We start from the raw sequence: 18,274 nt of genomic DNA, 5'->3' as shown, positions 1-18,274 counted from the left end.
ATCATCGACCCATGAAGTCTGCTGCCCATCCTCTACCATGAGCGCGCCCGGCCCGCGTCCGATCCGGCCGTTGCCGGAAATCCTGATCAACCAGATCGCCGCCGGCGAAGTGGTCGAACGTCCAGCGTCGGTGGTCAAGGAGCTGGTCGAGAACGCGATCGATGCCGGTGCCAGCCGTGTTGATATCGATCTTGAAGAGGGTGGTGTCCGCCTGATCCGCATCCGCGACAACGGCAGTGGCATCGCGCCGGAACAGCTGCCACTGGCGGTATCGCGCCATGCCACCAGCAAGATTGCCGACCTCGACGACCTCGAATCGGTGGCCACGCTCGGTTTCCGTGGTGAAGCACTGCCCTCGATCGCCTCGGTCAGCCGTTTCACCCTGTCCTCGCGTCGCGCGCATGACGAACACGGATCGGCGCTGCAGATCGAAGGCGGCAAGATCGGCGAAGTGACACCGCGCGCGCATGCACCGGGCACCACGGTGGAAGTGCGCGAGCTGTTCTACAACGTACCGGCGCGACGCAAGTTCCTGCGTGCCGAACGCACCGAGCTGGGCCATATCGAAGAGTGGCTGCGGTCGCTGGCGCTGGCGCGACCGGATGTGGAGCTGCGCGTGTCGCACAACGGCAAGGCCTCGCGCCGCTACAAGCCGGGCGACCTGTATTCCGATGCGCGGTTGGCCGAAACGCTGGGCGAGGATTTCGCCAGCCAGGCCGTGCGCGTGGATCACAGTGGCGCCGGCCTGCGCCTGCACGGATGGATCGCGCAGCCGCATTACTCGCGGGCCAGTGCCGACCAGCAGTACCTCTACGTCAACGGCCGTTCGGTGCGCGATCGCAGTGTCGCCCACGCGGTGAAAATGGCCTACGGCGATGTGCTGTACCACGGCCGCCAGCCGGCCTATGTGCTGTTCCTCGAACTGGACCCGACCCGCGTCGACGTCAACGTACATCCGGCCAAGCATGAGGTGCGCTTCCGCGATTCGCGGCTGGTGCATGACTTCGTCTACCGCACGCTGAAGGATGCGCTGGCCGACACCCGTGCCGGCATGTCGGCGCAGGAGATCGGGGCCGGTCCGGTGCCTGCAGGGGACGCGGCTGCTGCGGCGATGGCATCGAGCGTAGGCGCGTCGGGTTTCGGGCTGGTGCGTGGGCCTGCGCCCGGAGCCGGGTCGGGCGGCGGTGGTGGCGGTTTCTCCGGATGGCGCCCGCAGCAGCCCCTTGGTCTGCAGGTGGCCGATGCTCCGGCGGCCTACGCCGCGCTGTATGCCACGCCGGCCGGTGCCGAGCGCGGGGCGGCGCTGCCGTCGATGCCCACCGAGAATGGCCTGCCGGTCACCCGTGCCGATGCCGGTGTGCCGCCGCTGGGCTATGCGATCGCGCAGCTGCATGGCATCTACATCCTGGCCGAGAACGCAGAAGGCCTGATCGTGGTCGACATGCATGCCGCGCACGAGCGCATCGGTTACGAGCGCCTGAAGAACGCGCACGACGGTATCGGCCTGCAGTCGCAGCCGTTGCTGGTGCCGATCACGCTGGCGGTGGGCGAGCGTGAGGCCGACACTGCCGAAAGCGAGGCCGAAACGCTGGCGGCGCTCGGCTTCGAAGTGACCCGCGCTGGCCCCGGATCCCTGCATGTGCGCAGCATTCCAGCGCTGTTGGCGCATGCCGAGCCGGAAGGACTGCTGCGCGATGTGCTGACCGACCTGCGCGAGCACGGCCAGAGCCGCCGCGTGGCCAGTGCGCGCGACGAACTGCTGTCGACCATGGCCTGCCATGGTGCGGTGCGCGCCAATCGGCGCCTGACCGTGCCGGAGATGAACGCGCTGCTGCGCGACATGGAAATCACCGAGCGGTCCGGGCAGTGCAACCACGGCCGACCGACCTGGGCCCGTTTTTCGCTGGCGGAGATCGACCGCTGGTTCCTGCGCGGACGTTGAGGGGAGCATCGATGCGTTATCGGGGAATGGGCGGCCTGCTGGCCGCTTTGGTGTTGGTTGCCTGCAGCCCGGCGACAGCGCCGGTGCCGAAGGTCACTGAAGATCCGGCCTACGCGGCCACGCAGCAGCAATGGCGCGTGGCGCGCTACCAGGACCTGACCCGGCCTGATGGTTGGACGGCCCTGGTTGGCCTGCACTGGCTGCAGAACAAATCGCATTTCGTCGGCAGCGGCGCCACCAATGGCATCCGCCTGGCGGTCGGCCCGGACAAGCTGGGCCTGCTGCGCCGCGAGGGCAGCCAATGGTGGTTCACCCCCGAAGCCGGCGTCGATGTCAGCCATGATGGCCAGCCGGTGCACGGCCGCATCCGCGTCGACACCGACAAGGATCCGCAGCCGACGCTGCTGGCCTTCGACGGTGGCAAGGGCCAGCTAAGCATCATCCGGCGCGGGCCGCGTGATGCGCTGCGGGTCAAGCATGCCGATGCGCCGGCGCGCCGTGATTTCGCCGGGCTGGAGTACTGGCCGGGTGGCCCGGACTGGCAGGTGCAGGCGCGCTTCATCCCGCATTCGGTGGGCAAGACCCTGCCCATTGTCGACATCACCGGCCTGACCACCGAAATGCCCAATGCGGGCGCGGTCGAATTCGAACGCGACGGCCGCACATGGCGGTTGGAAGCGATCGGAGCCACCGGGCAGCCGCTGTTCCTGATCTTTGCCGACCGCACCAGCGGCCGTGGCAGTTATCCGGCCGGTCGCTACCTGGATACCGATGCGCCTGCTGCCGACGGCACGGTACGCATCGATTTCAACCATGCCTACAACCCGCCGTGTGCATTCACCGCCTATGCCACGTGCCCGCTGGCGCCGCCGGAAAACCGGTTGGATCTACGCGTGGAAGCGGGCGAGAAGGCCTACCACCTGCCTGAAGGAGAAGGCTGATATGACGATCAGAACCCTGTTGCGTGCCGCCGTTCTGTTGGTGGCCTTTGCGCTGGCACCACTGGTTGCCGCTCGTACCGTGCAAGCCGACACCTCTGGCGCAGCAGCAAAGCCGCCAGTGCCGCTGCTGTGGAAGGTGACCGGCCCGGGTGACGCGCGCCTGTACCTGCTGGGGTCATTCCACCTGCTGAAGCCGCAGGACTACCCGCTGTCGCCCGACGTCGAACAGGCCTTCGCGGCCTCGCAGCGGGTCGTGTTCGAACTGTCACCGGAAGACATGCAATCGCCGCAGCTGGCCAGCCGCATGGTGCAGACAGCGGTCCGCACCGATGGCAGCGAGCTCAAGCGTGATCTCGATGCCGCTACCTGGCAGAAGCTGCAGGCGTTTGCATCCGAGAACAAGCTGCCGTTGGCGCAGATGCAGGGCATGAAGCCCTGGTTCGTCGGCCTGAGCATTTCGGTCGGGCAGATGCAGAAGATGGGCCTGGACCCGGCACTGGGCCTGGACCGTCACTTCATGGAGCGCGCACAGAAGACCGGCCGCAAGACTGCGGGGCTGGAAGACATCGACACCCAGATCGGCATGCTCGACGGCATGACCCCGCAGGAGCAGCGGCAGATGCTGTCCGAGGCGCTGGATCAGGCGGGCAAGGGCGATGAGCAGGCGCGCCAGCTGCACGATGCCTGGCGGCGCGGCGATGAGCGTCTGTTGTGGACGAAGATGGCCGCGGAAATGCGCCAGCAGTACCCGCAGCTGTACCAGCGCATCAACACCGGCCGCAACGATGCCTGGGTGCCGAAGCTGCTGCCGTACCTGCAGGCCGGGCAGGGTGGCACGCTGGTGGTGGTCGGTACGCTGCACCTGCTTGGCAACGATGGCGTGGTCGAGAAGCTGAAGGCCAAAGGCTACAAGGTTGAACGCGTGTGCACGGGGTGCAAGGCGAAGCGTTGAAGATGGTGGAGTCGACTGGCAGTCGACTCCACCGGACGCCGGGTGACCACGATTCCGGCATGCAAAACAAAACGGCGCGCCCAGGGGCGCGCCGTTCTCGTATCCGCCGGGGTGGCGGCTCAGCGACGGGTCTTGCCGCCGGTGCCGGTGCCCGTACCGGGTTCGTTGGGCTTGTTGCCGGTGCCGGTACCCGTGCCACCCGGGCGCGAGCCGCCGAAACCGGTGCCCATGTTGCGCTGGAATTCCTGCCACAGTTCCAGGTTGCGCTCGGTCAACTGGTTCATCATCGCCCATGGGGTCTGGCCCAGCAGGTTGCCCATCTGCTGGCGGAACTGCTGCTGCTGGTCGAGGAAGACCTGCATGCTGCGCTCCAGGTAGTTGCCCATGAAGCCCTGCAGCGAATCGCCGTAGAAGCGGATCAGCTGGCTCAGCAGCTGGGTGGACAGCATCGGTTCGCCGTCCTGTTCCTGGTCGGCGATGATCTGCAGCAGGACCGAACGGGTGAGGTCGTCGCCGCTCTTGGCGTCGCGGACTTCGAAGTCTTCACCGTCCAGGATCAGCTGGCGCACGTCCTCGATGGTGATGTAGCTGGAGATCTCGGTGTCGTAGAGACGGCGGTTCGGATACTTCTTGATGATGCGGGTCGCAGCCATTGAAGCGGTCACTCGTCACAGTAGATGCGCAGCATGGCGCAGTGCAGCAGCCGTTGCAACCGCCTCAGCCCCCGCCAGGCTTGGCTTTCACGGGGGATCATGTTGCGCAGCAAGGGTTTGCGTGCTGCGCAGCATGACCATCGGCAGGGTCGGCGAGCGTGCGCCGCTAAGGCCGCCAGCGCGGCTTACCAACCCATATGATGGCCGCCATTGATGTCCAGGTTGCTGCCGGTGATCCACGAGGCTTCCTCCGCCACCAGGAACGACACCCCGTAAGCGATTTCCTCCGGCTTGCCGAGGCGCCCGGTGGGAATGTCGGCGACGATCTTGGCGCGCACGTCTTCCGGCACCGCCATCACCATGTCGGTGGCCACGTAGCCGGGCGAAATGGTGTTGACGGTAATGCCGAAGCCGGCGTTCTCGCGGGCCAGCGAGATGGTGAAGCCGTGCATGCCGGCCTTGGCGGCCGCGTAGTTGGCCTGCCCGTACTGGCCCTTCAGGCCGTTGATCGAGCTGATCTGGATGACCCGGCCCCAACCCCGCCGGCGCATGCCTTCGATGACCGGGCGGGTGACGTTGAACACCGAATTGAGGTTGGTGTTGATCACATCGTGCCACTGGTCCACGCGCATGCGATGGAAGGTGGTGTCGCGGGTGATGCCGGCATTGTTGACCAGGATCTCGACCGGGCCCAGTTCGGCCTCGACTGCACGCACCAGTGCTTCGGCACTGCCCGGATCGGAGACATCGCCCGGGGAGATCGACACGCTGTAACCGCGTTCGGCCATCGCCTGCTGCCAGGCGCGGGCCTTGGCCTCATCGCGGTAATTGGTGGCGACCCGGTGGCCCTGGTCGGCCAGGCGTTGGCAGATGGCGGTACCGATGCCGCCGGTTCCGCCGGTGACCAGTGCGACGCGAGATGTCATGGAGTGCTGTCCGGGTATCAGGTGGGGGAAGGGGGATTCTGCAACATCGGCGCGGAAAGTGCGCCGGCTGGCAGCAGGATGTCGGTACGTGGCAGCCGCGCTGGGTCGAAGGCATTGCGGGCGGCCGCCAGCAGCGTATCCAGATCGTGCGCAGGTTCCAGCGCTTCAGGTGCCTGGCCGAGCAGCTGCCAGAGCTGGCGCAGCACGGGCAGCGGGTGCGAACTGTCCACTGGCAGCGCCGCCAGCGACTTGGACAGCTTGTGGCCCGGGGCATCGAGCAGCAGCGGCAGGTGCCAGTAGCGCGGCACTGCCAGCCCCAATGCCTGCTGCAGCAGGATCTGCCGTGCCGTGGAGTCGAGCAGGTCGGCACCGCGCACCACTTCGGTCACGCCCTGCGCGGCGTCATCGACCACGACTGCCAGCTGGTAGGCCCAGCAGCCATCGGCGCGGCGCAGTACGAAGTCGCCGACCTCGGCATGCACATCCTGCTGCTGAGGACCGCGCAGGCCATCGTCGAAAGCCACGACGCTGCCGGGCAGCACGCGGAAGCGGACCGCCGGGTCCGGTCGCGGCTGCCGGGCCACGCAGCGATGGTGGATGCCGCCGCTGGCGGCCAGGTCGCTGCGGCTGCAGTGGCAGACAAAGGCCTGGTCGCTGGCGAGCAGCACGTCCAGCGCGGCCTGGTAGGCGTCGCCGCGCGCGCTCTGCCAGACGATCAGGCCATCGTGGGCCAGGCCGAATGCCGCCAGCGCCTGCAGCTGTGCCTCGGCGGCACCGGGCACGGTGCGCGGTGGGTCGACGTCTTCGACCCGCAGCCGCCAGAGGCCTCCGTGATGGCGTGCAAGCAGCCAGCTGCCGAAGGCGGCGAGCAGGGATCCGGGGTGGAGCAGGCCGGTCGGCGAAGGCGCGAAGCGGCCGCAGGGAATAGGGGAGGTCATGCTGGCTGAATCGTCGGTCAGGTTGGCGCTTGAATTCAAGCTGACCACACCGCAAATTGACCGGTATCGACCCCTTCCGAGCCGGATTTTCCCATGTTTACCCGCATTGCCCTGTTCCTGGCGACCAACTTCGCGGTCCTGATCCTCGCCAGCATCGTGATGTCGTTGCTGGGGGTCAGTTCGAACCAGATGAGTGGCCTGCTGGTCATGGCCGCGATCTTTGGCTTTGGTGGCTCCCTGATCTCGCTGCTGCTGTCCAAGTGGATGGCCAAGCGCTCCACCGGTGCGGTGGTGATCACCGAGCCGCGCAACCAGACCGAACGCTGGTTGCTGGCCACCGTCGAGCGCCAGGCCAAGGCGGCCGGCATCGGCATGCCCGAAGTGGCTGTGTACGAGGGCCCGGAGATCAATGCCTTCGCCACCGGCGCCAACCGCAACAACGCGCTTGTCGCGGTGTCCACCGGCCTGCTGCACAACATGAGCGAGGACGAGGCCGAAGCGGTGCTGGGCCACGAGATCGCCCACGTCGCCAACGGTGACATGATTACCATGGCGCTGCTGCAGGGTGTGCTGAACACCTTCGTGATCGTGCTGGCGCGCGTGGTGGGCGGCATCATCGACAGCGCGCTGTCGGGCAACCGCGAAGGCGGCGGCCGTGGCTTCGCCTACTACATCATCGTGTTCGTGCTGGAGATGGTGTTCGGCCTGTTCGCCACCATGATCTCGATGTGGTTCTCGCGCCACCGCGAGTTCCGCGCCGATGCAGGCGGTGCCTCGCTGGCTGGCCGCCAGAAGATGATCGCCGCGCTGGAGCGCCTGCAGTTGAACCACGGCCAGAGCACACTGCCGACCCAGATCGCCGCGTTCGGTATTGCCGGTTCGACGGCGAAGAAGCTGTTCATGAGCCACCCGCCGCTGGAAGAGCGCATCGCCGCGCTGCGGGCTTCGACGGTGGCGTAAGCCTCCGTGCCTCCACGGTAGTGCAGGAACGCCTGGCCGCGCGCCGGGCGTTTTTGTTTGTGCGCGCACGCATTGGTGGCGCCAGGCGATGCCTAGGATCATTTCCGCGACCGCGGAGGGGTGTCACTTTCTTTGCGCGCAAAGAAAGTAACCAAAGAAACGCTCCGCCGGCCGCGAGCCGTCGCTACGCGCCGGTACCCTGCGCTTCTCGGTGAATCAGGGGAAGGCGCCGAACTCGCTGCGCTCAGACACCGGCGCCTCTTCGCCCCTGATTCCCCTGCGATGCTCGGCTCGCTCAAGGCGGACTGGAAGATCAAGATCAAGATCAACAGCATCCACACGTGGCGTGGATCTACTGGGTGCAGCTGTGGCATTTGACCTTGGGACCCGCCTTGAGCGAGCCGAGCACCGCAGGTCCGGCGAGGGCGAAGAGGTGCGGGTGTCTGAGCGCAGCGAGTTCCCGCACCGTCCCTCGACGGACCGAGGAGCGCAGGGTACGGCTCGCGCCCTGGCGGCGTGTTTCTTTGGTTACTTTCTTTGCACGAGCAAAGAAAGTGACAAGCACGATCACCGCGGATACGAAAACGGCACCTTCGCAGGTGCCGTCCCCATGAACCGCTTTACACGGAATCTCAGAACTTCGCGTCGAACTCCGCCGCGTAGCCGGTGTTCACCAGCACCTTCTGCAGCGACTCGGCCACCTTCAGGTTGCCGGCCACAATCTGATGGGTCTCCGGGCCGCGGTTGTCCATGCGGCCCAGGGTCGCGCCCTTGAAGTCGCAGACCTTGCCGCCCGCTTCGCGGACCAGCAGCAGGCCGGCGGCGATGTCCCACGCCTTCACGCCGGCTTCGAAGTATGCATCGGCACGGCCGCAGGCCACGTAGGCCAGGTCCAGCGCGGCCGAACCGGTGCGACGGATGTCCTCGCCGTGCACCAGCAGGGCGTCGACTGCCTTCAGCTGGGCGCTGGCGCGGCTGCGTTCGCGCGGGGCGAAACCGGTGTGGATCATCGTGCCATCCAGATCCTTGCGGTCGGCCACGCGGATGCGGCGGTCGTTCAGCACGGCGCCGGCGCCACGGCTGGCGGTGAACAGCTCATTGCGCAGCGGGTCGAAGATGACCGCATCGGTCGGCTCGCCGTTCTCGACCAGGGCGATCGACACGCAGTAGTGCGGCACGCCGCGCAGGTAGTTGCTGGTGCCGTCCAGGGGATCGATGACCCACATCTGGCGACGCTCGCCCTGCACACCACCTTCTTCACCGAAGATGCCGTAGTCCGGGTAGGCGCGCTTGAGTTCCTTGACGATGACCTTTTCCGCGTCCGCATCCACTTCGCTGGCGTAGTCCATCCGGCCCTTCTGCACCACGTTCAGTGCCTCGAGCTTGTTGATGTTGCGCAACAGGACGTTGCCGGCGAGGCGGGCGGCCTTGACCATGACGGTGACGGCGGGTTTCTGCATGGCGTGGGCTCCCGGAAAGGCAGAAGAGATGGACTGGCGGGGGAAAAGAGCGGGTCCGGCGCAGTGGCCGGCCGCACAGTTTACCATTGGTCATCGTCCAGCTCGACCTTTTCCCTGTTCATGTCCCAGTTTCCCGCCGCCACCCGCCTCCGATTCGTCCTGGTCGGTACCCAGCACCCCGGCAACATGGGGGCCGCCGCCCGTGCCCTGAAGACCATGGGCCTGGCCCGCCTGGTGCTGGTCGCCCCCGAAAGACCGCTGGACGAGGAGGCCTTCCGCCGCTCGGCCGGTGCCGAAGACGTGCTGGGGGACGCCCCGGTGGTGGCGACCCTGGCCGAGGCCGTGGCCGATTGCCGCCTGGTGCTGGGCTGCACCGCCCGTGCCCGCCGCGTCCAGCTGGAGGAGTACCTGCCGGCCGATGCCGCGGCCCGTGCAGTGGCCAAGGCCGGTGAGGGGGCCGAGGTGGCGCTGGTGTTCGGGCGCGAGCGCACCGGGCTGACCAACGAGGAACTGCAGCTCTGCCATGCGGCGGTGCATATCCCGTCAGACCCGGCGTTCAGCTCGCTCAACCTGGCGGCCGCCGTGCAGGTGCTGGCCTATGAAACGCGCATGCAGTTGCTGGGTGCGCAGCCGGCGGGCGAGGCCGAGCCGGGCTTCCGCGAGCAGGCGGCCAGTCATGAGCAGATGGAAAGCTTCTTCGCCCAGCTTGGCGACACCCTGGACGAGATCGATTTCCACAAGGGCCGCGCGCCGGAATCGGCGATGCGCAAGCTGCGCCGCCTGTTCCTGCGCAGCGAACCGAGCGAGCAGGAAGTGCGCCTGCTGCGCGGCATCCTCGCCGACACCCTGCGCATGGCGCGGCTGGCCCAGGCGGGCAACAAGGACAGCTGACGACGGTCTCATTTTTTCGGGTAGTCTGTCCGGATACCCAGGGGGAATGACATCTGTGTCGGGTCTGCGAAAGGCAATGCAGGGGGGACTGCTGAGCCTGGCCATGGTCCTGCTCGCCGGAACGGTGCGTGCAGCACCGGACCAAGTGCTGGTGCTGGGCCGGATCAGCGATGATCCCAAGGCCCATTACGAGCAGCTGCAGCCGTTGCTGGACTATGTAGTGGCGCGCATGCACGACGTTGGCATCAAGGAGGGGAGGATCCTGATGGCACGCGATCCGCAGCAGATGGCCAGCTATCTGCGGCGGGGGCGGGTCGACTGGGTCACGGAAACCTCCGGCACGGCGGTGGCGCTGGGCCAGCGCAGCGGCGCACGGCCATTGCTGCTGACCGAGCGCAACGGGGTGCGTGAGTACCAGACGGTGTTCTTCGTGCGGCGCGACAGCCCGATCCAGCGGATGCAGGAGCTGCGGGGCCACCGCCTGGCGCTGCAGAACACCGCCTCCACCAGTGCCTACCTGGTGCCGGTGATGACCCTGCTGGAACATGGCCTGTCGCCGCAGATCCTGGCCGGGGTCTGGGACGTGCCAGGACGCGACAGCGTGGGATATGTGTTCGCGCGCAGCGAGTTGAACATCGCCACGTACGTGCACAAGGGGATGGTGGATGTGGGGGCGGTGAGCAGCGTGGACTGGAACGACGAGCGGCGGGTGCCGGCCGCGTTCCGGCGTGATTTCCGCGAACTGCTGCGCACCGAGCCGTATCCACGAGCAGTGGAGGTGGTCCGCGCCGACCTCGATGCCCGGGTGCGTGATCGCCTGCAGGATGTCCTGCTGCAGGCGGCCAGCGACCCGCAGGCACAGGGCGCGTTGCATCGTTTTTTTGGCACTTCCGGTTTCCACCGTGTCGATGCGCATGCGCAGCAGCGGTTGGATGAATTGAAACAAGGATTGACGCGCGTGCGGATGGAAGTGGAATGAAGTGGCTCGGCTCGGGGATGCAGGCCCGGTTCCTGCTGGCGATGGGCGGAGCAATGCTCGTTGTGGTCGCGATCCTGGCAGTGCTGCTGGGGCGCCAGGCGGCGATGCAGAGCGAGGTGCGCACCCTCAGCGGTGGCGTCATCCATGAACTGTTCGATCGCAGCGTGCGCAGCCGCGGCGAGGCGATGGCGCGCGAGTTGTCCGATGCGCTGGCCAACCCGCTGTATTACCGCGACCTGGACCAGGTCGGCGTACTGGTGCGCAGTACGGCCCGACAGCCGGTGGTGCGCTATGTACTGGTGTTCGACGAGCGCGGCCGGCTGGTGCACGACGGTTCGGTCGAGGTCTCCGGATTCGGCCAGCCGATGGCCGATCCGCTGGCGCCCAGGGCGGCGGCGGCGCAGGCGTTGCTGGTACAGGAATCGCCGAAGGTGCTGGACAACACGATGCCGATCAGGGTCGGCAACCAGCGCATCGGCGGCGTCCGCGTGGGCATGGCGCTGGACGAGGTGCAACAACGCGAACAGGCGGCCAATGCGACCCTTGGCGAGCGCCTGCAGCTGGTCGGCAGCCGGCACCTGGGATGGTTGCTGCTGATGCTGGGCTTGCTGGTGGTGATCGGCGTGGTGGTGATCCTGTACGTGCAGCGCACGCTGGTCGCGCCGATCCGCGATCTCGCCGTGGCCGCGCGCCGCATCGAGGCGGGGGACTACCAGACCCCGCTGACCGAGAACACCCGTGACGACGAAGTGGGTGAGCTGGTGCGCGGCTTCGCCCGCATGCGCGATGCGATCGCCCGCCACGACCGTGAAGTGCGGCACATGGCCTACACCGATGCATTGACCGGGCTGACCAACCGGCTGGCCTTCCGCGAAGCGCTGGATCATCGGTTGATGGCCGCACGCGCCGCCAACCATCGATTGGGCCTGCTGTTCGCCGACATCGACGATTTCAAGCGGGTCAACGACACGCTCGGCCATGAAGCCGGCGATGAGGCGCTGCTGCAGTTCGCACAGCGCATCGGCCGCGCGGTCAAGGAAGCGGGCGGTGACGAGACCCTGCTGGCGCGCTTCGGCGGCGACGAATTCGTGATCCTGGTCGGCGACGGCGATGTGGCTGCCAACGCACGGCTACTGGCCGAAGTGCTGGTGCGCGAGCTGGGCAAGCCATTGGTGGTGCAGGGCAGGGAGCTGTTCCTGGGTACCTCGATCGGCGTGACCCTGTTCCCCGACGATGCCGCCGATGCGACCACGCTGCTGAAGAACGGCGACATCGCGATGTACCAGGCGAAGATGGCCGGCAAGAACTGCTACCGCTACTACAGCCGGGCGATGGACCATGCGGTCGAGCGCCGCGTGCACATGGAACAGGAGCTGCGCGGGGCCTGGGAGCGCGGCGAGCTGCGGCTGGCCTACCAGCCGATCTTCCGCATGCGCGACCGCCGCATGGTCGGCGTGGAAGTGCTGCTGCGCTGGCAGCATCCGACGCTGGGAACGATCCCGCCGTCGGTCTTCATCGAAGTGGCCGAGCAGAGCGGGCTGATCGAGATCATCGGCCCGAAGGTGCTGCGTGCGGCCTGCATGGAGGCCTCGCAGTGGCCGCGCGGCGCGGCCGGTGATGATCTGTTCGTGTCGGTCAATGTATCGCCGCGACAGCTGCGCGGCGGCGAGCTGCCGGCGCTGGTCGCGCAATGCCTGCATGAATCCGCGCTGCCAGCGTCGCGCCTGCACCTGGAGCTGACCGAGACCGCAGTGATAGGTGACGAAATGGTCGCCGCGCAGCTGCTGGACAAGCTGCACCGCACCGGCGTGAAAGTGTGGCTGGATGATTTCGGCACCGGTTTCTCCGGCCTCAGCCACCTCCGCCAGGTGCCCGTGGACGGGGTCAAGATCGACAAGAGTTTCGTGGCCGACATGCAGCGTGATCCCGACGATCTGGCGCTGACCACGGCGATCATCGCCATGGCCCACGCGCTGGGCATCACGGTGGTGGCCGAGGGCATCGAGCAGCAGGCGCAGTTCGAGCTGCTGGCGCAGCGTGGCTGCGATCTGGGGCAGGGCTACTGGCTGAGCCACCCGGTCACCGCTACTGAAGTGGTACGGATGATCGAGTCGGGGCTCTGACCCCGCCCCCGGATTACAGCGGCCGCTTGCTCGGGTCGCCCGGCAGTTCGCGCACCAGCTTGGGAACCAGGTAACCGGACAGGCGCGCGGTCAACCCGGCAACCAGGGCCTTGGCCTGGGCATCATCCACTTCGAAGTGGGCCACGCCTTCGACCCGGTCCAGCTGGTGCAGGTAGTAGGGCAGCACGCCGGCGGCGAAGCTGCGCTCGCTCAGGTCCTGCAGCGCCTGCACGCTGTCGTTGACCCCGCGCAGCAGCACCGCCTGGTTCAGCAGCTGGACGCCGGTGCCGCGCAGGCGCGCCATCGCCGCGTCCACGCTGGCATCGAATTCATTGGCATGGTTGGCGTGGACCACGATCGCCAGCGGCCACGGCAGGCTGCCCAGCCAGGCCAGTAGTTCCTCGTCCACGCGCTCCGGCAGCACGATCGGCAGACGGGTATGGATGCGCAGGCGGCGGATATGCGGGATCGCGCGCAGGGCGTCGGTCAGCTCGGCCAGCTTGTGCGTGGCCAGCGACAGCGGGTCACCGCCGGACAGGATCAACTCGTCGATGTCCGGGTCGGCGGCGATGGCGGCTACGGCCTCCTGCCAGCCGCCCTTGGCGGCGTTTTCCGCGCCATAGTCGAAGTGGCGGCGGAAGCAGTAGCGGCAGTTGATCGCGCAGCTGCCGGTGGCGACCAGCAGGGCGCGGCCGCGGTACTTCTGGATGACGCCGGTGGCCTTCTTGGCCGCGCCATCGCCCACCGCATCGAAGCTGAACCCGGGCGCAGGCCGCATTTCCTCGTCGATCGGCAGTACCTGCCGCAGCAGCGGATCGGCCGGATCACCCTTGCGCATGCGTGCCACGAAGCCCTCCGGCACGCGCAGCGCGAACTGGGCCACGGCCGCCTCCGAGACGCCCAGCGCGGCCGGGTCCAGCTGCAGCCGGACCAGCAGGGCCTGCGGGTCGCGCAGCGCCTGGCGCCAGAGCTGCTGCCAGCGCGCGGGCGCGCCTGGCGACTGGGGCCGGGGGAAGGCGGAAAGCTGCATGGAGAGGGGGCCTGCGGTTATCATGGGGGCAGAAAAACAGTCGCCCACCGGCATCCGGTGGGCTTTCCATTCTAACGGCTCGCCGCACCCGCGGCGTTTTTGCCACTCAGGAGTTTACGCATGGCCAGCTACGGCATGAACGACGTCAAGAACGGGATGAAGATCCTGGTCAACAACCAACCGGCCGTCATCATCGACACCGAATACGTCAAGCCGGGCAAGGGCCAGGCCTTCACCCGCGTGAAGTACCGCCTGATCAAGGACGGCCGCACCCAGGAAGTGACCATGAAGTCGACCGACTCGCTGGATGCAGCCGACGTCGTCGATACCGACATGAACTTCATGTACAGCGATGGCGAGTACTGGCACTTCATGGACCCGGAATCCTTCGAGCAGGTCCAGGCCACCAAGGCCGGCATGGGCGGCGCCGAGAAGTGGCTGAAGGGCGAAGAGTCCTGCGTGGTCACCCTGTGGAACGGTGAGCCGATCTTCGTGCAGCCGCCGAACTTCGTCGAACTGAAGATCACTGAAACCGATCCGGGCGTCCGTGGCGACACCTCGGGCGGCGGCGGCAAGCCGGCCACCCTGGAAACCGGCGCCGTGGTCCGCGTGCCGCTGTTCGTCAACCAGGACGAAGTGATCCGCGTCGATACCCGTTCGGGCGAATACTCCGCACGCGTCAAGTAAGGTTCCGGCCGCAGGCCGACCATACTGTAGAGCCGAGCCATGCTCGGCTTTCCGGGCATAACCCGGAACCCGTTGCCGGCGTCCATGACGCCGCAACGGACAGCCGCCGGGCACGGCCCGGCGCTACCGCCTCCCGTCAGGCGCCTCCCATCAGGCCGCCCCCCAGCCAGTGAGCCCGCATGAGCGATAGCCCGCACCTCCCCGAAGCCTGCGACCTGCTCATCGAAGCCGGTTACGTCGTTCCGATCGAGCCGCATGCGGTGGTGCTGGAAGACCATGCCGTGGCCGTGCGTGGCAGCGAGATCATCGCGATCCTGCCGCGTGCCGAGGCGCGTGCGCGCTTCCGTGCCGCACAGGTGGTCAGCCGCCCCGAGGCCGCGCTGATGCCGGGCCTGGTCAACGCGCACACGCACAACCCGATGACCCTGCTGCGCGGCGTCGCCGACGACCTGCCGCTGATGACCTGGCTGCAGCAGCACATCTGGCCGGTGGAAGCAGCGGTAATCGGCCCCGAATTCGTTGCCGACGGCACCACTCTGGCCATCGCCGAGATGCTGCGCGGCGGCACCACCTGCGCCAACGAGAACTACTTCTTCGGCGACGTGCAGGCCGCGGTCTACAAGAAGCACGGTTTCCGCGCGCTGGTTGGCGCGGTCATCATCGATTTTCCCACCGCCTGGGCCAAGACCGACGACGAGTATTTCGCCAAGGCCGGTGAACTGCACGACCAGTGGCGCACCGATCCGCTGATCGGCACCGCGTTCGCGCCGCACGCACCGTACACGGTCAACGATGCCAATTTCGAGCGGGTGCGGATGCTGTCCGACCAGCTCGACATGCAGGTGCACCTGCACACCCACGAGACCGCGCAGGAAATCAACGATTCGATCAAGCTGCACGGCCAGCGCCCGCTGGCGCGGCTGGATCGCCTCGGCCTGGTCAACGACCGCCTGATCGCGGTGCACATGACCCAGCTGACCGACGCGGAAATCCACCTGTGCGCCGAACGTGGCGTCAGCGTGGTGCACTGCCCGGAATCGAACCTGAAGCTGGCCTCCGGTTTCTGCCCGGCCTGCGCCCTGCAGCGCGCAGGCGTGAACCTGGCGATCGGCACCGACGGCTGCGCCAGCAACAACGACCTAGACATGTTCAGCGAGAACCGCACGGCGGCCATCCTGGCCAAGGCCGTGGCCGACGACGCCACCGCGCTGGATGCAGCCACCACGCTGCGTGCCTCCACGCTGGGCGGCGCCCGCGCGCTGGGCTTCGGTGACCGCATCGGTTCGATCGAGGTCGGCAAGCAGGCCGACCTGGTCTGCGTCGACCTGTCGGCGCTGGAAACCCAGCCGCTGCACAACGTGCTGTCGCAGCTGGTGTATGCCACCGGCCGCCAGCAGGTCAGCGATGTCTGGATTGCCGGCAAGCCGAAGCTGGTGCAGCGCGAGCTGGTCGGCATGGACCTGCCGGGCATCATCGCCAACGCGCGCCAGTGGCGCGAGCGTATCCGTCATATCCGCGCCTGAACCCTGGCGCTGCAAGGACTACCCCATGACTGCCCCCCACGCATCCTCCAATTTCGATCAGGCCGAGCTGGACAAGTTCGCCGCGCTGGCCAACCGCTGGTGGGACGCTGACGGCCCGCAGAAGCCGCTGCATGCGCTGAACCCGGTGCGGCTGAAGTACGTGGCCGACCGCGTGCCACTGCGCGGTGCCCGTGTGCTCGACATCGGCTGCGGTGGCGGCCTGCTGAGCGAGGCGCTGGCCCAGGCCGGTGCCGACGTCACCGCCATCGACCTGGCCCCGGAACTGGTCAAGGTCGCACGCCTGCACGCGCTGGAAAGCGGCGCCAAGGTCGATTATCGCGTCCAGGCCGCCGAGGACTTGGCCGCCGAGCAGCCGGGCAGTTTCGATGTGGTCACCTGCATGGAAATGCTCGAGCACGTGCCGGACCCGGGCGCGATCATCGAGGCCTGCAAGCGTCTGCTGAAGCCGGGTGGCCACCTGTTCCTGTCGACCATCAACCGCACCGCCGCCGCCTTCGCGGTAGCGATTGTCGGTGCCGAGTACGTGGCGCGATTGCTGCCCAAGGGCACCCATCACTACCAGGAATTCATCAAGCCGGCCGAGCTGGCGCGCTGGCTGCGCGAGGCCGACCTGCAGCTGGTGGATGTCAGCGGCATGGCCTACGAGCCGTGGCGCAACCACGCCCGCCTGAGCAGCCGCACCGACATCAACTACCTGGCCTACGCGGTCAAGCCGGCATGACCTCCGCCGGTTTCCCGCGTGCGGTGCTGTTCGACCTGGACGGCACGTTGCTGGACAGTGCGCCGGACTTCGTCGCCACCTGTGATGCGATGCTGGCCGAGCGTGGCCGTGCGCCGATCGATCCGGCGCTGCTGCGCCCGGTGGTGTCCAAGGGCTCGCGTGCGATGGTCTCGGCAGCCTTCCCCGAACTGGACACGGCGGCGCGTGATGCGCTGATTCCGGAGTTCCTGCAGCGCTACGAGGCGTTGATCGGGCAGCACGCGGTACTGTTCGATGGCGTTGCAGACATGCTTGCTGCACTGGATGCCGCCGGTACGGTGTGGGGAATCGTCACCAACAAGCCGGAGTACCTGGCGCGGCTGATCGTGCCGCAGTACGGCTGGCAGCAGCGCTGTGCGGTGCTGGTGGGCGGCGACAGCCTGGCCGAGCGCAAGCCGCATCCGCTGCCGCTGCTGCACGCTGCGCAGGCCATCGGCATTGCTGCCGAGGACTGCGTGTACGTGGGCGACGACGAGCGCGACATCATCGCCGCACGCGCTGCCGTCATGCCGTCGGTGGCGGCGCTGTGGGGTTACCGCCTGCACAGCGACGACCCCCTGGCCTGGCAGGCCGACGTGCTGGTCGAGAACGCCGGGCTTCTGCAACTGGCCAGCCTCTGGCCGACCCGGCCGGCAACCCCGGCCCAGCCGTAAGGAATGACGTAGTGAGCAGTACCGCGCTGGACAGTTTCCTCGACAAGTGGCGCAGCCGCTGGCCGGAATGGTCGGTGGCCGCCCCGTTCGTGGCCGAATCGCAACGCGAGCTTGCCGTGGCGTGGTTCGCGCTGCTGCAGGAATTCGACGACATGCTCAACACCAGTGGCGACCCGCTGCCGGCCGATGCCAAGCTGGCCTGGTGGGGCGAGGAGCTGCGCAGCTGGGCTTCGCACCGGTCGCGCCACCCGTTGGGTCGTTTGCTGGAGCCGGTGCGTGCGCCGTGGGCGCAGCTGGCCGAAGCCCTGCCGGATCTGGTCGAAGCGCGCACGGTCGCGCTGGATGCGGCCAGCGCCGAGCGCGCGCTGGCCAACTACGCCGACGCGGTCGCCGCGGTGGAAGCGGTGCTGTTCAACGACACGCCGCGCACCGGCGCCGGCCGTGCCGTGCAGCTGCAGACCCTGGCGCAGCGCCTGCAGGACGCCGGCGTGGCCGGTGTGCCGCGCAGCCTGCTGGATGAGGATTCCAGCACCGCCGCGCAGCGCTGGGCGCAGTACCTGCTGAAGGGATGGGGCAGCCGCGTACCCGGGCCGCGCCCGCGCCGCGTGTGGTCCAGCCTGGCGCGCGCCCGCGTGGCGGCGCAGGCCGCAGGCAAGCCGATCGAAGCCACCCCGGTGCGCACCCTGCTGCGCGTGTGGTGGGCTGCGCGCGGTTGATCCGGCGCTACCTCGCGCGGTTGTTGAATGCTGTCTGTAGAGCCGAGCCCATGCTCGGCTCATCTCTGCGCGACAGCCGAGCGTGGGCTCGGCTCTACAACAGCGGCTCACCACCGCGC

At 67.6% G+C, this 18,274-nt stretch carries 17 protein-coding genes; 12 read left to right on the top strand and 5 right to left on the bottom strand.

The genetic code is table 11. The features are described 5' to 3' along the window. Positions 1–37: 37 nt before the first annotated feature. From mutL to QP512_RS13770, 3 genes are read left to right on the top strand one after another with little or no spacing between them, the layout of a single operon-like run. A complete protein-coding gene (mutL, locus tag QP512_RS13780; RefSeq protein ID WP_286069162.1) occupies positions 38–1,942 on the top strand; it encodes a DNA mismatch repair endonuclease MutL in 1,905 nt (634 codons plus the stop codon). An 11-nt stretch (positions 1,943–1,953) separates the two neighbouring features. Then, positions 1,954–2,883, top strand: coding sequence for a DUF1684 domain-containing protein (locus tag QP512_RS13775; RefSeq protein ID WP_286069160.1), 930 nt, complete (start codon positions 1,954–1,956; stop codon positions 2,881–2,883). A gap of 1 nt (position 2,884) precedes the next feature. Further along, positions 2,885–3,835, top strand: a complete 951-nt coding sequence (locus QP512_RS13770; protein ID WP_286069158.1) for a TraB/GumN family protein — start codon at positions 2,885–2,887, stop codon at positions 3,833–3,835. 119 nt (positions 3,836–3,954) lie between these two features. Here QP512_RS13770 and phaR read toward each other — a convergent pair whose 3' ends face one another. The 3 genes from phaR to gluQRS all read right to left on the bottom strand — a co-directional run bounded on the left by phaR (position 3,955) and on the right by gluQRS (position 6,352). After that, a complete protein-coding gene (gene phaR / locus QP512_RS13765; RefSeq protein ID WP_286069157.1) occupies positions 3,955–4,488 on the bottom strand; it encodes a polyhydroxyalkanoate synthesis repressor PhaR in 534 nt (177 codons plus the stop codon). A gap of 185 nt (positions 4,489–4,673) precedes the next feature. Continuing rightward, a complete protein-coding gene (gene phbB, locus QP512_RS13760) occupies positions 4,674–5,414 on the bottom strand; it encodes an acetoacetyl-CoA reductase (RefSeq protein WP_286069156.1) in 741 nt (246 codons plus the stop codon). Positions 5,415–5,431: 17 nt separating this feature from the next. Beyond that, on the bottom strand, positions 5,432–6,352 hold the full coding sequence (gluQRS, locus tag QP512_RS13755; RefSeq protein ID WP_286069155.1) for a tRNA glutamyl-Q(34) synthetase GluQRS: 921 nt from the start codon (positions 6,350–6,352) through the stop codon (positions 5,432–5,434). Positions 6,353–6,445: 93 nt separating this feature from the next. Between gluQRS and htpX the strand changes: the two genes are divergently transcribed. Further along, complete coding sequence (htpX, locus tag QP512_RS13750) at positions 6,446–7,312, top strand: protease HtpX (RefSeq protein WP_286069154.1); 867 nt, start codon at positions 6,446–6,448, stop codon at positions 7,310–7,312. Positions 7,313–7,944: 632 nt separating this feature from the next. Here htpX and QP512_RS13745 read toward each other — a convergent pair. After that, a complete protein-coding gene (locus QP512_RS13745) occupies positions 7,945–8,772 on the bottom strand; it encodes an inositol monophosphatase family protein (protein ID WP_049440396.1) in 828 nt (275 codons plus the stop codon). A 120-nt stretch (positions 8,773–8,892) separates the two neighbouring features. On the opposite strand from QP512_RS13745, the gene QP512_RS13740 reads away from it, so the two are divergent. From QP512_RS13740 to QP512_RS13730, 3 genes are read left to right on the top strand one after another with little or no spacing between them, the layout of a single operon-like run. After that, positions 8,893–9,663 carry an RNA methyltransferase gene (locus QP512_RS13740; protein ID WP_286069151.1) on the top strand — a complete coding sequence of 257 codons (771 nt, stop codon included), beginning with the start codon at positions 8,893–8,895 and terminating at the stop codon, positions 9,661–9,663. Positions 9,664–9,709: 46 nt separating this feature from the next. Next, positions 9,710–10,642, top strand: coding sequence for a phosphate/phosphite/phosphonate ABC transporter substrate-binding protein (locus tag QP512_RS13735; RefSeq protein ID WP_286069150.1), 933 nt, complete (start codon positions 9,710–9,712; stop codon positions 10,640–10,642). Beyond that, positions 10,639–12,765, top strand: a complete 2,127-nt coding sequence (locus QP512_RS13730; RefSeq protein ID WP_286069149.1) for an EAL domain-containing protein — start codon at positions 10,639–10,641, stop codon at positions 12,763–12,765. The genes QP512_RS13735 and QP512_RS13730 overlap by 4 nt, the downstream gene beginning before the upstream one ends. A gap of 13 nt (positions 12,766–12,778) precedes the next feature. Here the strand turns inward: QP512_RS13730 and epmB are convergent, their stop codons facing one another. Next, a complete protein-coding gene (gene epmB, locus QP512_RS13725) occupies positions 12,779–13,819 on the bottom strand; it encodes an EF-P beta-lysylation protein EpmB (RefSeq protein WP_286069147.1) in 1,041 nt (346 codons plus the stop codon). A gap of 96 nt (positions 13,820–13,915) precedes the next feature. Here epmB and efp point away from each other — a divergent pair, with 96 nt between their 5' ends. The 5 genes from efp to QP512_RS13700 all read left to right on the top strand — a co-directional run bounded on the left by efp (position 13,916) and on the right by QP512_RS13700 (position 18,155). After that, positions 13,916–14,482 carry an elongation factor P gene (efp, locus tag QP512_RS13720; RefSeq protein ID WP_005410381.1) on the top strand — a complete coding sequence of 189 codons (567 nt, stop codon included), beginning with the start codon at positions 13,916–13,918 and terminating at the stop codon, positions 14,480–14,482. Positions 14,483–14,661: 179 nt separating this feature from the next. Further along, positions 14,662–16,005: a TRZ/ATZ family hydrolase gene (locus tag QP512_RS13715; RefSeq protein WP_248853738.1), complete on the top strand. Its 1,344-nt coding sequence runs from the start codon at positions 14,662–14,664 to the stop codon at positions 16,003–16,005. A 25-nt stretch (positions 16,006–16,030) separates the two neighbouring features. Further along, positions 16,031–16,747 (top strand): bifunctional 2-polyprenyl-6-hydroxyphenol methylase/3-demethylubiquinol 3-O-methyltransferase UbiG, encoded by a 717-nt coding sequence (ubiG, locus tag QP512_RS13710; RefSeq protein WP_188249615.1) that lies wholly within the window; start codon positions 16,031–16,033, stop codon positions 16,745–16,747. Further along, complete coding sequence (locus QP512_RS13705) at positions 16,744–17,439, top strand: phosphoglycolate phosphatase (RefSeq protein ID WP_286069145.1); 696 nt, start codon at positions 16,744–16,746, stop codon at positions 17,437–17,439. The genes ubiG and QP512_RS13705 overlap by 4 nt, the downstream gene beginning before the upstream one ends. 11 nt (positions 17,440–17,450) lie before the next feature. Next, positions 17,451–18,155: a squalene/phytoene synthase family protein gene (locus tag QP512_RS13700; RefSeq protein WP_286069144.1), complete on the top strand. Its 705-nt coding sequence runs from the start codon at positions 17,451–17,453 to the stop codon at positions 18,153–18,155. The last annotated feature ends 119 nt before the right edge of the window (positions 18,156–18,274 follow it).

This window comes from Stenotrophomonas sp. 57 (assembly GCF_030291075.1).
Lineage (GTDB): Bacteria > Pseudomonadota > Gammaproteobacteria > Xanthomonadales > Xanthomonadaceae > Stenotrophomonas.
The sequence above is the reverse complement of the archived record's forward strand: the minus strand, read 5'-3'. Positions and strand labels throughout refer to the sequence as shown.

Coding starts and splice junctions, on each gene's coding strand:
- mutL (WP_286069162.1), top strand. CDS start 38: ATGAGCGCGCCCGGCCCGCGTCCGATCCGGCCGTTGCCGGAAATCCTG.
- QP512_RS13775 (WP_286069160.1), top strand. CDS start 1,954: ATGCGTTATCGGGGAATGGGCGGCCTGCTGGCCGCTTTGGTGTTGGTT.
- QP512_RS13770 (WP_286069158.1), top strand. CDS start 2,885: ATGACGATCAGAACCCTGTTGCGTGCCGCCGTTCTGTTGGTGGCCTTT.
- phaR (WP_286069157.1), bottom strand. CDS start 4,488: ATGGCTGCGACCCGCATCATCAAGAAGTATCCGAACCGCCGTCTCTAC.
- phbB (WP_286069156.1), bottom strand. CDS start 5,414: ATGACATCTCGCGTCGCACTGGTCACCGGCGGAACCGGCGGCATCGGT.
- gluQRS (WP_286069155.1), bottom strand. CDS start 6,352: ATGACCTCCCCTATTCCCTGCGGCCGCTTCGCGCCTTCGCCGACCGGC.
- htpX (WP_286069154.1), top strand. CDS start 6,446: ATGTTTACCCGCATTGCCCTGTTCCTGGCGACCAACTTCGCGGTCCTG.
- QP512_RS13745 (WP_049440396.1), bottom strand. CDS start 8,772: ATGCAGAAACCCGCCGTCACCGTCATGGTCAAGGCCGCCCGCCTCGCC.
- QP512_RS13740 (WP_286069151.1), top strand. CDS start 8,893: ATGTCCCAGTTTCCCGCCGCCACCCGCCTCCGATTCGTCCTGGTCGGT.
- QP512_RS13735 (WP_286069150.1), top strand. CDS start 9,710: ATGACATCTGTGTCGGGTCTGCGAAAGGCAATGCAGGGGGGACTGCTG.
- QP512_RS13730 (WP_286069149.1), top strand. CDS start 10,639: ATGAAGTGGCTCGGCTCGGGGATGCAGGCCCGGTTCCTGCTGGCGATG.
- epmB (WP_286069147.1), bottom strand. CDS start 13,819: ATGATAACCGCAGGCCCCCTCTCCATGCAGCTTTCCGCCTTCCCCCGG.
- efp (WP_005410381.1), top strand. CDS start 13,916: ATGGCCAGCTACGGCATGAACGACGTCAAGAACGGGATGAAGATCCTG.
- QP512_RS13715 (WP_248853738.1), top strand. CDS start 14,662: ATGAGCGATAGCCCGCACCTCCCCGAAGCCTGCGACCTGCTCATCGAA.
- ubiG (WP_188249615.1), top strand. CDS start 16,031: ATGACTGCCCCCCACGCATCCTCCAATTTCGATCAGGCCGAGCTGGAC.
- QP512_RS13705 (WP_286069145.1), top strand. CDS start 16,744: ATGACCTCCGCCGGTTTCCCGCGTGCGGTGCTGTTCGACCTGGACGGC.